Annotated in this window: 14 protein-coding genes; 1 reads left to right on the top strand and 13 read right to left on the bottom strand. The window is 69.4% G+C overall.

The window, feature by feature from the left end; all coding sequences use genetic code 11:
• Positions 1 to 76: 76 nt before the first annotated feature.
• The 11 genes from GGD88_RS03730 to rpiB form a co-directional block, all read right to left on the bottom strand.
• Complete coding sequence (locus tag GGD88_RS03730) at positions 77 to 2,197, bottom strand: sodium-translocating pyrophosphatase (RefSeq protein ID WP_184431849.1); 2,121 nt, start codon at positions 2,195 to 2,197, stop codon at positions 77 to 79.
• Between the two features lie 240 nt (positions 2,198 to 2,437).
• Positions 2,438 to 2,932: a hypothetical protein gene (locus GGD88_RS03735; protein WP_184431851.1), complete on the bottom strand. Its 495-nt coding sequence runs from the start codon at positions 2,930 to 2,932 to the stop codon at positions 2,438 to 2,440.
• 48 nt (positions 2,933 to 2,980) lie between these two features.
• Positions 2,981 to 3,967 carry a thiamine-phosphate kinase gene (gene thiL / locus GGD88_RS03740; RefSeq protein ID WP_184431853.1) on the bottom strand — a complete coding sequence of 329 codons (987 nt, stop codon included), beginning with the start codon at positions 3,965 to 3,967 and terminating at the stop codon, positions 2,981 to 2,983.
• 51 nt (positions 3,968 to 4,018) lie between these two features.
• The gene (gene nusB / locus GGD88_RS03745; protein ID WP_184431856.1) at positions 4,019 to 4,528 is read right to left on the bottom strand and encodes a transcription antitermination factor NusB; all 510 of its coding nucleotides are present in this window, start codon (positions 4,526 to 4,528) and stop codon (positions 4,019 to 4,021) included.
• A gap of 299 nt (positions 4,529 to 4,827) precedes the next feature.
• Entirely contained in the window at positions 4,828 to 5,289 is a 462-nt protein-coding gene (gene ribH / locus GGD88_RS03750) for a 6,7-dimethyl-8-ribityllumazine synthase (RefSeq protein ID WP_343056242.1), read from the bottom strand.
• Positions 5,286 to 6,437, bottom strand: a complete 1,152-nt coding sequence (gene ribB, locus GGD88_RS03755) for a 3,4-dihydroxy-2-butanone-4-phosphate synthase (protein ID WP_425502567.1) — start codon at positions 6,435 to 6,437, stop codon at positions 5,286 to 5,288. The genes ribH and ribB overlap by 4 nt, the downstream gene beginning before the upstream one ends.
• 5 nt (positions 6,438 to 6,442) lie before the next feature.
• Positions 6,443 to 7,033 (bottom strand): riboflavin synthase, encoded by a 591-nt coding sequence (locus tag GGD88_RS03760; protein WP_184431859.1) that lies wholly within the window; start codon positions 7,031 to 7,033, stop codon positions 6,443 to 6,445.
• Between the two features lie 66 nt (positions 7,034 to 7,099).
• The gene (gene ribD / locus GGD88_RS03765; RefSeq protein WP_184431978.1) at positions 7,100 to 8,206 is read right to left on the bottom strand and encodes a bifunctional diaminohydroxyphosphoribosylaminopyrimidine deaminase/5-amino-6-(5-phosphoribosylamino)uracil reductase RibD; all 1,107 of its coding nucleotides are present in this window, start codon (positions 8,204 to 8,206) and stop codon (positions 7,100 to 7,102) included.
• A 100-nt stretch (positions 8,207 to 8,306) separates the two neighbouring features.
• Positions 8,307 to 8,768 carry a transcriptional regulator NrdR gene (gene nrdR, locus GGD88_RS03770; RefSeq protein WP_184431861.1) on the bottom strand — a complete coding sequence of 154 codons (462 nt, stop codon included), beginning with the start codon at positions 8,766 to 8,768 and terminating at the stop codon, positions 8,307 to 8,309.
• Between the two features lie 63 nt (positions 8,769 to 8,831).
• Positions 8,832 to 10,127, bottom strand: coding sequence for a serine hydroxymethyltransferase (glyA, locus tag GGD88_RS03775; protein ID WP_184431863.1), 1,296 nt, complete (start codon positions 10,125 to 10,127; stop codon positions 8,832 to 8,834).
• A gap of 96 nt (positions 10,128 to 10,223) precedes the next feature.
• Positions 10,224 to 10,670: a ribose 5-phosphate isomerase B gene (gene rpiB / locus GGD88_RS03780; RefSeq protein ID WP_184431865.1), complete on the bottom strand. Its 447-nt coding sequence runs from the start codon at positions 10,668 to 10,670 to the stop codon at positions 10,224 to 10,226.
• 632 nt (positions 10,671 to 11,302) lie between these two features.
• On the opposite strand from rpiB, the gene GGD88_RS03785 reads away from it, so the two are divergent.
• The gene (locus GGD88_RS03785; protein ID WP_184431867.1) at positions 11,303 to 11,737 is read left to right on the top strand and encodes a Ros/MucR family transcriptional regulator; all 435 of its coding nucleotides are present in this window, start codon (positions 11,303 to 11,305) and stop codon (positions 11,735 to 11,737) included.
• A 212-nt stretch (positions 11,738 to 11,949) separates the two neighbouring features.
• On the opposite strand, the gene GGD88_RS03790 is transcribed toward GGD88_RS03785, so the two are convergent.
• The gene (locus GGD88_RS03790) at positions 11,950 to 12,132 is read right to left on the bottom strand and encodes a DUF6898 family protein (protein ID WP_221237000.1); all 183 of its coding nucleotides are present in this window, start codon (positions 12,130 to 12,132) and stop codon (positions 11,950 to 11,952) included.
• A gap of 233 nt (positions 12,133 to 12,365) precedes the next feature.
• A complete protein-coding gene (mmsB, locus tag GGD88_RS03795) occupies positions 12,366 to 13,262 on the bottom strand; it encodes a 3-hydroxyisobutyrate dehydrogenase (RefSeq protein ID WP_184431869.1) in 897 nt (298 codons plus the stop codon).
• Positions 13,263 to 13,275 lie beyond the last annotated feature (13 nt).

Raw genomic sequence — 13,275 nt, forward strand, 5'->3', positions numbered from 1 at the left:
TCGGCTTCGCCGCGCCGGCTCGTCTTCTGGTCAAGCTGGCATCGCAGAGCGATGCCAGAGGCGCGCCGGCCGGTCCTCAGACGGTGTGCGCCATGACCGCGAGCAGCAGCAGGGCGACGATGTTGGTGATCTTGATCATCGGGTTGACGGCCGGACCGGCGGTGTCCTTGTACGGATCGCCCACGGTGTCCCCCGTGACCGCGGCCTTGTGGGCCTCTGAGCCCTTGCCGCCGAAGTTGCCATCCTCAATGTACTTCTTGGCGTTGTCCCAGGCGCCGCCGCCCGAGGTCATCGAGATGGCGACGAACAGGCCAGTGACGATCACGCCCAGCAGCATGGCGCCCAGCGCCGAGAAGGCCGCCGACGGCCCGGCGATGAGCTGAACCACGAAGAACAGCACGAGCGGCGACAGCACCGGCAGCAGCGAGGGAATGATCATCTCCCAGATCGCCGCCTTGGTCAGCATATCGACGCAGCGGCCGTACTCCGGCTTGGCCGTGCGGTCCATGATGCCCGGGATGTCCTTGAACTGCCGCCGCACCTCGTTGACCACCGCGCCGGCGGCGCGGCCGACCGCGGTCATGCCCAAGGCACCGAACAGGAACGGCAGCAGGCCGCCGACGAACAGGCCGACCACCACGAACGGGTTGGACAGCGAGAAGTCGACGGCGATACCCGAGAACATCGGGTAGAGTTCGGGGTTGGCCGTGAAGTAGTTCAGGTCGGACGTATAGGCCGAGAACAGCACCAGGGCGCCGAGTCCGGCGGAGCCGATGGCATAGCCCTTGGTGACGGCCTTGGTGGTGTTGCCGACCGCGTCCAGCAGGTCGGTGGTCTTGCGCACGCTCTCGTCCAGATCGGCCATCTCCGCGATGCCGCCGGCGTTGTCGGTGACCGGGCCGTAGGCGTCGAGGGCGACGACCATGCCCGCCAGCGCCAGCATGGCGGTCACCGCGATGGCGATGCCGAACAGGCCGGCCAGCAGATAGGCGCTGATGATGGCGGCGCAGATGATGAGGGCCGGCAGCGCGGTCGCCTCCATGGAAATGGCGAGACCCTGGATCACGTTGGTGGCGTGGCCCGTCGTCGACGCCTTTGCCACCGACCGCACCGGGCGAAACTCGGTCGCGGTGTAGTACTCGGTCACGAAGATGATAAGGCCGGTCACGACCAGGCCGATGACCGCGCACAGGAACAGACTGAAGGGCCCGAAGGTGCTGCCGCCCACCGTCCATTCATTGGTGAAGCCCAGCATCAGGAAGGTCATCACCAGGATGCCGCCGAGCGAAAACAGCGCAGACATCAGGAAGCCCCGATAGAGCGCCCCCATGATGCGGGTCGAGCCCTCCTTGAGCTTGACGTAGTAGGTGCCGCCGATCGAGGCCAGGATGCACACCGCGCCGATGGCGAGCGGGTAGGCCATCATGGTGGCCTGCCAGTCGGTGCCCAAGAAGAAGATGGACGCCAGCACCATGGTCGCCACCACGGTCACGGCGTAGGTCTCGAACAGGTCGGCGGCCATGCCGGCGCAGTCGCCCACGTTGTCGCCCACGTTGTCGGCGATCACGGCGGGGTTGCGCGGGTCGTCCTCGGGAATGCCGGCCTCGACCTTGCCCACCAGGTCGGCCCCCACGTCGGCCCCCTTGGTGAAGATGCCGCCGCCGAGCCGGGCGAAGATGGAGATCAGGGAGGCACCGAAACCAAGGGCCACCAGCGGGTCGATCAGGCCACGGCCCTCGGCGCCAGCGATCTGCAGGATGACGTAGTAGCCGGCCACCGCCAGCAGGGCCAGACCGGCCACCAGCATGCCGGTCACTGCGCCACTCTTGAAGGCGATTTCCAGGCCGCGCGCGAGGCCCTGCCGCGCGCCCTCGGCGGTGCGGACGTTGGCACGCACCGACACCAGCATGCCCACGAACCCGGCGACGCCCGAGCAGATGGCGCCGATGGCGAACCCGATCGCCACCGACAGATCAAGGACGAACAAGAGGATCACGAAGACGACGATCCCGACTCCGGCGATGGTCAGGTACTGCCGCCGCAAGTATGCCTGTGCCCCCTCCTGCACGGCTCCGGCGATCCGTCTCATCTCATCGGTGCCGCTGTCGGCACTCATGATGTCCCGTACGGTCTTTACGCCATACACGAGCGCCGCCAGGCCGCACGCGATGACGAATACATATAGTACGTACAGCATCTTGGATTGCATCCTTCGCTAGAGCATTTGACCGTCCGTCCGGGTATCGAATCGCGTCTGCGACTCACCCCGTCCGCGTCGGGTCGAGCCCCGTATCCCCTTGGACCCCCGGTGTTTGCCGGTTGTTGCGTCCTTATCGCGGCATGGGAGCCTGCCAGAAGACCCGGGTCCAGGCAACGCAAGACCGGCATATCCGCACAGGTTTTAGGGATTTCCGGTCGCACCGCCGCGGGACCGGCGTCAGCGGGCGTAGGCCCCGTCGATGAGCACGTCGTGCACCTTGTCCGAGCCGACCACCGCGGCGCTGAGCGCGTTCAGCACGGCCTTGACGGACACCAGGTCGAGTCGCCCGGTGCGGTCGCGGATGTCGGGCAGTTCCGTGAGCAGACCGGTCAGGAAGGCGTCCGTCAGGCGCGGTATGGCCCGGGTCACGTCGGCGCGGGCCTCGGGATCCACATGCAGACGCAGGCTGAGCAGCAGATGGGTGCGCGACACTCCGTCCGCGATCACCGGAACCGCGAGCTGGGGCAGCCGCATGAAGACGGGCTCGGGGCCATAGTCCGGCGGCGGCGGCGCGGCGACCGCCGCCTCGTCCGGCTCGGCCGGCAGGCCCAGCAGGCTGGCCAGCATCGGCCGCACACCCAGCACGTCGGGCACGACGCCCATGGCGGTCAGGCCGCCGGCTCCGGCGACCAGCAAAAGGAGCAGCACAACAAGGACCAGAAGCCGTTTCATTGCCTTCGCTCTCTCATGGGGGACAGGCAGCGGCCGCGCCTCCCGCCGTCACCAGCGATGGCGCCACCCCGCCTCGGCCAGCGTCAAGGGCGCGCCGTCCGCGGCCCGGACCGTCACCCCGGCTCCCGGTCGCAGGCCGCCGATCCGCGCCACCGCGACCCCCACTCCGGCGGCGGCCGCGCGCACGGCGTCGTCCCGATCCGGCGGCGCCGTGAACAGGAGCTGGTAGTCATCACCCCCGGTCAGGACGGACGTCATCAGGGCAGGGTCTTGCGCCAGGGCGGTCCCCACGGCGTCCGACAGTGGCACACGCGCGGCCTCCACCTCGGCCGCGACGCCGCTGGCCGTGCACAGGTGACCCAGGTCCGCGACCAGCCCGTCGGACACATCCAGGGCCGCCGTCGCCACCCCACGCAGGGCCACCCCCAGCGCCACCGGCGGGTCGGGCAGCCAGTACCGTTCCCGCAGCGCTGCCGCCGCCGCCGGTTCCGGCAGGGTCAGCGCCCCATCCAGGACCCGGAGGCCGAGGGCCGCATCGCCCAGGGTGCCGGAGACCCACACCGCGTCGCCGGCCCGACCGCCGGCGCGCGCCAGATGCTGGCCGGGCGGCACGGCACCCAGGATCGCGACCGTGAAGGTCGCCGGCCCCAGGGTCGCCACCGTATCGCCGCCCAGCAGGGCGACGCCATAGCGGGTCAGGTCGTGGTCGAGGCCGGCGGTGAACTGGTCCATCCAGGCGTCGTCCTCGGCCGCGGAGAGTGCCGACGACAGCAGCACCCCGAGCGGCGCCGCCCCCATCGCGGCCATGTCGGACACGTTGACCCGCAGCGCCTTTCGGGCCACCCGGTCGGGCGCATCGTCGGTCCGGAAATGGACACCGGACACCAGGGTGTCCATGCTCACCACCAGGTTCTGGCCTTCCGGCGGCGGCGCCAGCACCGCAGCATCGTCGGTCAGCCCCAGGGCGCCCGGATGGCGCCGCGCGAGCGGGGCGTACAGGGCTGAGATCAGTTCGAATTCGCCGCGCCGTGGCATGCCTATCCCAGTCCTACCCCAGTCTGTGTCCGCTGGGCCAACGCGTGCGGATCATCGGGCCGCGAAGGCGTCGGGGTGTACCTCGCGTGCGATCCGGTCGAGCACGGCATTGACCAGTTTGACCTCCGGCCCGTCGTAGAACGCCCCGGCCAGGTCGACGTACTCCGTGATGGTCACGCGGGGCGGAATGTCCGCCATTTCGGTCAGCTCGTAGACCGCCACCCGCAGGATGGCCCGCAGCAGGGTCTCCAGGCGGCCCCGGCTCCACTCCCCGGACAGGCAGGCGTCGATGGTCTCGTCGAGCCTGTCCATGTTGGCGGCCGCGCCGCGCCCGAGCTGGGTCAGGACCAGGGTGTCCGCGGGCGCCAGGGGGGTGGCCTCCTCGCGCGGCTCGAACAGCCCGTCGGGGTCGGGCACGTCGGCCAGCGCCTCGCCGCCCAGACGGCCCTCCAGAATCTCGCGCAGGACATCGCCGATCGTCGCGCCGCCGACGGCGACGGCGTAGAGGGCCTGGACGGCGGCCAACCGGGCGGCACTGCGACGCCGGGCACGGGTGCTCATCGCTTCGTGTGGTCCTTGCTTGCGGGCCGGAAGGCTCCGTGTGCAGCGCGACCTTCAAGGCACTCTCCCTTGAAAGGGTCGCTGCACAAAACATTGTTTTTGTAGTGCACTTTCGATCCGGACAAAAGAAGACGGACTGCACCTTTTGTCGGGGTCCGTGCCCTAGGGCAGATCGTGATCAATCTGACTCACGCCGTGTGTCGGATTGATCACGTGACTCTGCCCTGACTCAAGGAGTAAGGGCGGATCGACCCATGGCATTGGAACCCGGGCGCGGGTCCAATGCCGTGCGATGCGCCCTAGAGCCCCATCTCGCGCTTGACCTCGATCATGCGCAGGCACGACCGGGCCGCCTTGCCGCCCAGGTCCTTACCCTCGGGCCGGGAACGCTCCAACGCCAGCTCCCGCGTCGGGCAGGTCAGGATGCCGTTCCCCAGGGCCAGGGAGTAGTCCAGGACCATGCGGCTGACACCGCTCATCGCCTCATGGCAGACATGCTCATAGTGATCGGTCTCGCCCTTGATGGCGCAGCCCAGCACCACGTAGCCCGCGTAGCGATGATCGACGGCCCGCAACTCCATGGTCCGCACCGCATAGCGGATGACGGCCGGAATCTCCAGGATGCCGGGGACGATGATGCGCTTGTAGCCGGCTCCGTGCGCGGTCAATGCCTGCACGCAGCCGCGCACCAGATTGTCGGCGATGTCCTCGTAGAACCGCGCCTCGACGATCAGGATCCGGGCGCCCTCGGCCATGCTCATCCGCCCTCCGCGCTGGCAATGGGTCTTTGCTCAACCACGCGCAGGCCGTAGCCGTCAAGGGCGATGATGTGGCGGTGGGTGTTGGACAGCAGGATCATGTCCCGCACGCCCAGGTCCAGGAGAATGTGGGCACCGACGCCGTAATCCACCAGCCGGCCCTCGTCGCCCTTGCCCTCCAGGCGGGCGCGCACGCGGCTCGACAGCGCCGTCGGGTGGGGCTCGCGAATCAGCACGATCACCCCCTGACCGTGGGCGCCGATGGTCTCCATGGCCTCGTGGAGGATCTCGCCCTTGCCGCTGGTGGCGTCGTGCAACAGGTCGTCCAGGACGTTGAGCGCATGCATCCGAACCATGATCGGTTCGTCGGGCGCGAGGCGGCCCTTCACCAACGCGATATGCTCGCCGTAGGAGACGGTGTTGACGTAGACCACCATGCGCCAGTCGCCGCCGTACTGCGAATGGAATTCGGTCTCGATCTCGCGGCGCACGATGCGTTCGGTGCGGCGGCGGTGGGCGATCAGGTCGGCGATGGTGCCGACCTTGAGGCCGTGATGCTGGGCGAAGGCGACCAGATCCGGCATGCGGGCCATCGAGCCGTCGTCGTTCATGATCTCGCAGATCACGCCGGCGGGGATCAGGCCGGCGAGCCGGGCCACGTCCACGGCCGCCTCGGTGTGCCCGGCGCGCACCAGCACGCCGCCCTCGCGCGCCATCAGCGGGAACACATGGCCAGGGGTCGCGATATCGTCCTTGCCCTTCGACGGGTCGATCGCCACCGCGATGGTATGGGCCCGATCGGAGGCCGAGATTCCGGTGGTGACCCCCTCCTTGGCCTCGATGGAGTAGGTGAAGGCGGTGCCGTGACGGCTGCTGTTCTGCTGCGGCATCAGCGGCAGGCCGAGCGCCCGGCAGCGTTCGCCCTCCAGCGCCAGGCAGATCAGGCCGCGGCCGTACTTGGCCATGAAATTGATGGCGTCCGGCGTCGCCATCTGCGCCGGGATGACCAGGTCGCCTTCGTTCTCGCGGTCCTCGTCGTCGACCAGAATGAACATGCGGCCGTTGCGGGCATCCTCCAGGATGTCCTCCGGCGCAGCCAGAAAGTCGCGGAAGTTCACATGCCGTGCCTCGACGCCGTCGCTGGTGTCCACGCCTTCTACTCCCGCGTTTCCAGCAGGCGCGCGACGTACCGCGCCAGCATGTCGATTTCCAGATTCACCCGATCGCCGGGCGCCAGCGTCCCGAAGGTCGTCACCGCCGCCGTGTGCGGGATGATGTTGACGCCGAAGCGGCGGTCATCGACCTCGTTGACCGTCAGCGAGACGCCGTCCAGCGCCACCGAGCCCTTGCCCGCGATGAAGCCCTTGTACGCCTCGGGCACCTCGAACGTGAAGCGGTGCGACTCGCCGTCCGGGCGCCGCTCGACCAGCGTCGCCAGGCCGTCCACGTGGCCGGAGACGATGTGCCCGCCCAGCTCGGCGCCGAGTGCCAGGGCGCGTTCCAGGTTGACCGGCGTGCCCTCGACCCAGCCGCCCAGGGTGGTCTTCGACAACGTTTCCCCCGACGCCTGGACCGCGAACCAGTCCGCCCCGGTCTCGACCACGGTCAGGCAGCAGCCGTTGCAGGCGATGGACGCTCCGAGGTCGATGGAAGCGGTGTCGTAGCCGGTGGCGATCTCAAAACGGGTCTCGCCGGACCGGTCGATGCGTCGCACGCGCCCCAGGTCGGTGATGATGCCGGTGAACATGGAAAGCGGGTCCTTGCGCCTGTGGGCCTGACGGCCCGATGTCCCGCCACCGCGGCGGGGCCCTGGTCAGGTGGACTCGAGACGGCTCCGGATCATCCGCATCATCAGATCGTCGCCCGCGGCCGCCGCGTCCAGGCGCGCAAAATTGGCGCAATCGGCCAGCCGGTCAACCCCGAAGCCCGCCACCGCCGGCCGGCCGTCGTCGCCCAGGACCCGCGGTGCGGCGAACCACTCCAGCCGATCCACCCGGTCCGCCGCCAGCAGCGCGCCGATCAGGTGGCCACCGCCCTCGACCAGCAGACGGGTGAGGCCCGCCGCGCCCAGAGCTTCCAGGGCCGCCGCCGGCTCGACTCGCCCGTCGCGATCCGCCGCGACGGGCAGCACGCGCACACCCTGCGACTCCAGAACGCTCCGCCGCCGCCGGACCGCCCCGTCGTCCGTCTCCGCCGCCGCGCACACAACCCAGGTGGGCCGCACCGCCGCGCTGGTGGCCAGGCGCGCGTCCGGCGGCAGCCGCAGGCGGCTGTCGAACACCACCCGCACGGGCGAGCGGTCCTCCAGACCGGGCAGCCGGCAGTCCAGCATCGGGTCATCGGCCAGCACCGTCCCCAGACCGACGGCGATGGCATCGTGGTCGGCGCGCAGCCGATGGCCGTGCGTTCGCGCCACCGGCCCGGTGATCCAGCGGCTCTCGCCGCTCGCCGTGGCGATGCGACCGTCGAGCGTCGCCGCCACCTTCACCGTCACCAGCGGGCGGCCCCGCTCCACCCGGTCCAGAAACCCGGCGTTGATCTCCGCCGCCGCCGTCGCCCCCAGGCCCGTCTCCACCCGTACGCCGGCATCCCGCAGGCGCGCCAGCCCGCGCCCGGCCACGCGCGGATCCGGATCCGTCAGCGCCGCCACGACCCGGGCCACCCCGGCCGCGACCAGCGCATCGGCACACGGCGGAGTCCGGCCGTGATGCGAACAGGGCTCCAGGGTGACGTAGGCGGTGGCGCCGCGCGCCCGATCGCCGGCGCGGCGCAGCGCCTCGGTCTCCGCATGCGGCCGACCGCCGGGCTGGGTCCAGCCGCGCCCGACGACGCAGCCGTCGCGGACCAGGACGCACCCAACCGCCGGGTTCGGCCACACCCGCCCCAGGCCGCGCCGCGCCAGCACCAGGGCGGCGGCCATGTGGTCGCGGTCGTCCGGGCCGAACGTCGCCGCCTCGACCTCGACCGAACCCGCCTGGACCGAAAAGGACGGACCCGCCATGACGCCGCCGATCCCCGCGTCAGCCCGCGTCCTCGCCGCCGAGCTTACCGACGAAGCTCTCGAAGTCCTTGGCCTCGCGGAAGTTGCGGTACACCGAGGCGAACCGGACGTAGGCCACCGGATCGAGCGTCGCCAGCGCCTCCATCACCATCTCGCCGACGGTGTTGGACGGGATCTCCGTCTCGCCCGAGCTTTCCAGCCGGCGCTGGATGGCGTTGACGACACGCTCGATGCGGTCGCTGTCGATCGGCCGCTTGCGACAGGCGATCTGGATCGACCGGGCCAGCTTGTCGCGATCGAAAGGCGCGCGCTGGCCGTTCTTCTTGACCACCACCAGGTCGCGCAGTTGCACCCGCTCGAACGTCGTGAACCGCGACTGGCAGGCCGGACAGAAGCGCCGCCGCCGGATGGCGGCGCCGTCTTCCGTCGGCCGCGAGTCCTTCACCTGACTGTCCATGTTGCCGCAGAACGGGCACCGCATCGGCCGGCTCCTTCCCGGATCCTGTGTCTATTCACGCCCGTCCGGCGGTGCGGGGCACTGCCCTTACTGAGACGCGTAGATCGGGAACCGCGCACACAAATCACGCACCCGCGCCCGCACGGCACCTTCGACGGCGCTGTTGTCATCCCGGTTGGCGGCCAGGCCGTCCAGCACCTCGGCGATCATCTCGCCGACCTGGCGGAACTCGTCGGCGCCGAAGCCGCGCGTGGTGGCCGCGGGTGTGCCCAGCCGGACCCCGGAGGTGACCATCGGCTTCTCGGGATCGAACGGAATGCCGTTCTTGTTGCAGGTCATGCCGGCCCGCTCCAGCGTGGTCTCGGCAATGTTGCCGGTCAGGCCCTTCGGGCGCAGATCGACCAGCACCAGATGCGTATCGGTTCCGCCCGATACCAGATCGAGGCCATGCTGCATCAGGGTCTCGCCCAGCACGCGGGCGTTGTCGCGGACCTGTCGGGCGTACGCGACAAACCCGGGCCGCAGAGCCTCGCCGAACGCCACCGCCTTGGCGGCGATGATGTGCATCAGCGGGCCACCCTGGAGCCCAGGGAACACGGCAGAGTTGATTTTCTTGGCCAGCGCCTCGTCGTTGGTCAGCACCATGCCACCGCGCGGGCCCCGCAGCGTCTTGTGGGTGGTCGTCGTCACCACGTGGGCGTGCGGCAGCGGGCTGGGATGCACCTTGGCCGCCACCAGTCCGGCGAAGTGGGCCATGTCGACCATCAGGTAGGCCCCCACCGAATCGGCAATCTCGCGGAAGGCCGCGAAGTCGATCTCACGCGGATAGGCCGAGCCGCCGGCGATGATGAGCTTCGGCTGGTGCTCCTTCGCCAGGGCGGCCACCTCGTCGAAGTCGATGCGCCCGTCCTGCTTGCGCACGCCGTACTGAACCGCGTTGAACCACTTGCCCGACAGCGCCGGCGCGGCGCCGTGTGTCAGGTGACCGCCGGCGGCCAGCGACATGCCCAGGATGGTGTCGCCGGGGCGGCACAGGGCCAGCATCACGGCGCCGTTGGCCTGGGCCCCCGAATGCGGCTGGACGTTGGCGAAGCCGCAGTCGAACAGCGCCTTGGCGCGCTCGATGGCCAGCGCCTCGGCCTCGTCGACGAACTCGCAGCCACCGTAATAGCGCCGACCTGGGTAGCCTTCAGCGTACTTGTTGGTCAGCACCGAACCCGCCGCCTCCAGGACCGCCCGCGAGACGATGTTCTCGGAGGCGATCAACTCGATCTGGTCCTGCTGGCGGTGCAGCTCGCGCCCCACCGCCCCGGCCAGGTCCGGATCGGCCTCGGCCAGACGGGCGGAGAAGAATGCGTCGAGATCAGGGGCGAATGAATCCATCGCAAGCACCGTCCTTGTTGCCATGGGTCCCCCCGGCGGGCCGGCGGGACCGAGTGTCCATCGCGGGATGCCGGCGCGCCCGGCGCCGCCTCCGCTCTACAGGGGCGGCATCGCGCCCAGTTTTTCCACGCGCCGGGCATGGCGCCCGCCGGCGAAGGCGGTGTCGAGGAAGACGTCCACGCAGTCGCGCGCCACCTCTGGGCCGGTCGTGCGCCCACCCAGCACGAGCACATTAGCGTCATTGTGCTCGCGGCACAGACGGGCGCCCGTCACATCGTGCACCAGGGCCGCGCGCAGGAACGCATACCGGTTGGCCGCGATCGAGATCCCGATCCCCGTTCCGCACATCAGGATGCCGCGGGCCGCCCGACCACTGTGCACGACGTCCGCCAGCCGGGCCGCAAAATCGGGGTAGTCCACCGACTCCGGACCGTGCGTGCCCAGGTCGAGCACCGCGATGCCGCGGGTCTTCAGGTGGTCGCTCACCAGCGCCCGCAGGTCCAGCGCCCCATGATCCGAGGCCAGGGCAATCACGTCCGCCACATCGTCCCTCGCTTGGCTTGGTCTTATGGGGGCCTTGTCTTGTGGGGGCCCTGGGGCGCCGCAGGCCCGGACCGGGCGACAGCCACCCACCGGGACCGACCCGTCCGGCCCATCCCGCCTCTAGAACGTGGTTGCTACCACATCTCGGCAGGAAATACCAATGCAACACTATGCGTACCGCTGGCACCGACCGAGCCGCCGCCGGTCCGGCCCTCCCCCACGGCGCAGGCCGACGATCGTGATACAGGTCGCGGTCTCGAACCCGCGGCACTGAACACAAATGTCCGACATGTCTCCGCATACCCTGTCGACGCGACGTCAAGGGGCTGAGGCAACGTGCGGCGGTAAGCGGGATATGACGCAATGCCAATGCGGTCAGCCGATTGTTGCCCGAGAAACGCGATGTGGGCCTGCCCGGTCTGGAGCGATTCCCGGCTGAGGATGGTGCGTATTCATTATTGTCTACCGCGACAGAGTATAGTAATGAATATTTGAGTGACGCCAATACGTCTCACGACCATCCTGACCGCGGCGTTACCGCCGCATAAACCCTTTGAACGCGAGGGGTCGCGTGCCGGTGTCACTGCGGAGGGATGGCACGACAAACAATCAAGAGGGAAGAGCTGCAAGTCATGACGGAAGAGTCCAACGCACCGCTGCCGCGCGAAGATATGTTGCGTCTGGCCGTGAACATCGTGACCGCGTATGTGGGCAACAACCCGCTACCGGCCGGCCAGATCCCGGAGCTGATCCAGACCGTCTACACCTCTCTGACCGGCCTCGGACAGGCCCCGAGCGAGGTCAAGACCGAAGCCCAGAAGCCAGCCGTTCCGGTGCGTAAATCAGTGTTTCCTGACTACATCATCTGCCTGGAAGATGGCAAGAAGTTGAAGATGCTGAAGCGGCATCTGCGCACCAACTACAACATGACCCCGGACGAGTATCGGGCCAAATGGGGCCTCTCCACCGACTATCCGATGGTGGCGCCGAACTATGCCGCCCAGCGTTCGGAATTTGCCAAGAAGATTGGACTCGGCCGGAAGTCCGGTGCAGGCGAGCAGAATTGAGATAGGGCCCGGTGTGCCCGCCCCCCGGTGTGCCTGCCCCACGGGTGCCTGCCCCACGGGTGCCTGCTCACGGGGCCGTCGGCGCACCGACGCGGTCCGGCGATCCACGTCCTGATGGCAGGATCGTCGGACCGGCCGCCGCGACACGGGACTCCCGGCCTCGCCGGGGCGGACACCGGGCCTCCCCGGCGCGCGGCGGGACCTCCCGCCGCCTACCGCAGCTTCCCATCGCGGCGCAGCACATATTCCAACTTGCGGCGCGCGTTCGCCTTCAGGGTGGACTCGGGCAGGCGCGCGTCCCCGACCAGACGCACCTCCGTATTCGTGGCCGGGTCGATCGCCGAGACGCGCACATAGGCCCCTTCGTAGACCAGTTCGAAAAGGATTTCGCGCACACCTTTCCCCCGTGTCGCGGGGTCCGCCTGGGGTCCCGATGCCTTCATCATGCGCATGCCCCGGCCGGTGTCCACACCCGATCCAGACCTTTGCCCGAAGCCGGAGCCTCGTCTCGGCCCCGACGTCGCGCGTTGACCACGTGTTCGCGCCGACAGACGACGCCGTCTGAGGCAGGGCGGGGTCACGCACGGCATTGGAGCCTGCGAGCAGGTCCAATGCCGTGTGATCCGCCCTAGCCCTGGCTTTGTCCGTCGATCATCCGAATGATACCGGAGAAGTCGCGGTCGCCCTCACCCTGGTTGCAAAACAGGGCGTAAAGCGCCTCCGCCGCCGCCCCCAGGGGAGTCGCCGCCTCACCGGCCGCCGCCGCCTGCTGCGCCAGCTTGAGGTCCTTGAGCATCATCGCCGCGGTGAACCCGGGGGCGTAGTCGCGGTTCGCCGGGCTGGTCGGCACCGGTCCCGGCACCGGGCAGTAGGTGGTCAGGGACCAGCACTGCCCGGACGCCTTGGAGCTGACGTCGAACAGCTTCTGGGCGTCGAGCCCGAGCCGCTTGGCGAGCGCGAACGCCTCGCAGACCGAGAGCATCTGAATGCCCAGCATCATGTTGTTGCAGATCTTGGCGGCCTGACCGGTGCCCGGCCCGCCGGCGTGCACCACGGCCTTGCCCATGCACTCCAGGATGGGGCGCGCGGCCGTCACGGCCTCGTCGGGACCACCCACCATGAAGGTAAGGGTCCCGGCCTCGGCGCCGCCGACCCCGCCGGACACCGGGGCGTCCACCATGCGCAGGCCGGCGTCGGCCGCCGCCGCCGCCACCGCGCGCGCACTGTCCACGTCGATGGTCGAACAGTCGATCAGCAGCGCGCCGGCCGGTGCGGCGCCGATCACGCCGCCCTCGCCCGTGTAAACCCCGCGCACGTGCTGGCCCGCCGGCAGCATGGTGACCACCACCTCGGCCCCGGCGGCGGCCTCGGCGATCGTCCCGGCGCGACCGGCCCCGGCGCTCTCGGCCCGCTCCAGCGCCGCCTCCGAGAGGTCGAAGGCACGCACCGTGTGCCCGGCCTTCACGAGGTTCGCCAGCATCGGGCCGCCCATGTTGCCGAGCCCAATGAATCCGATGGTCGCCATGATGGGTCTCCTC

This window comes from Roseospira goensis (genome assembly GCF_014197795.1).
In the GTDB taxonomy this organism is placed as follows: domain Bacteria; phylum Pseudomonadota; class Alphaproteobacteria; order Rhodospirillales; family Rhodospirillaceae; genus Rhodospira; species Rhodospira goensis.

What these genes read in the sequence shown, in the direction of transcription:
- GGD88_RS03730 (WP_184431849.1), bottom strand. Translation starts at nt 2,197, where the DNA reads ATGCTGTACGTACTATATGTATTCGTCATCGCGTGCGGCCTGGCGGCG.
- GGD88_RS03735 (WP_184431851.1), bottom strand. Translation starts at nt 2,932, where the DNA reads ATGAAACGGCTTCTGGTCCTTGTTGTGCTGCTCCTTTTGCTGGTCGCC.
- thiL (WP_184431853.1), bottom strand. Translation starts at nt 3,967, where the DNA reads ATGCCACGGCGCGGCGAATTCGAACTGATCTCAGCCCTGTACGCCCCG.
- nusB (WP_184431856.1), bottom strand. Translation starts at nt 4,528, where the DNA reads ATGAGCACCCGTGCCCGGCGTCGCAGTGCCGCCCGGTTGGCCGCCGTC.
- ribH (WP_343056242.1), bottom strand. Translation starts at nt 5,289, where the DNA reads ATGAGCATGGCCGAGGGCGCCCGGATCCTGATCGTCGAGGCGCGGTTC.
- GGD88_RS03760 (WP_184431859.1), bottom strand. Translation starts at nt 7,033, where the DNA reads ATGTTCACCGGCATCATCACCGACCTGGGGCGCGTGCGACGCATCGAC.
- ribD (WP_184431978.1), bottom strand. Translation starts at nt 8,206, where the DNA reads ATGGCCGCCGCCCTGGTGCTGGCGCGGCGCGGCCTGGGGCGGGTGTGG.
- nrdR (WP_184431861.1), bottom strand. Translation starts at nt 8,768, where the DNA reads ATGCGGTGCCCGTTCTGCGGCAACATGGACAGTCAGGTGAAGGACTCG.
- glyA (WP_184431863.1), bottom strand. Translation starts at nt 10,127, where the DNA reads ATGGATTCATTCGCCCCTGATCTCGACGCATTCTTCTCCGCCCGTCTG.
- GGD88_RS03785 (WP_184431867.1), top strand. Translation starts at nt 11,303, where the DNA reads ATGACGGAAGAGTCCAACGCACCGCTGCCGCGCGAAGATATGTTGCGT.
- mmsB (WP_184431869.1), bottom strand. Translation starts at nt 13,262, where the DNA reads ATGGCGACCATCGGATTCATTGGGCTCGGCAACATGGGCGGCCCGATG.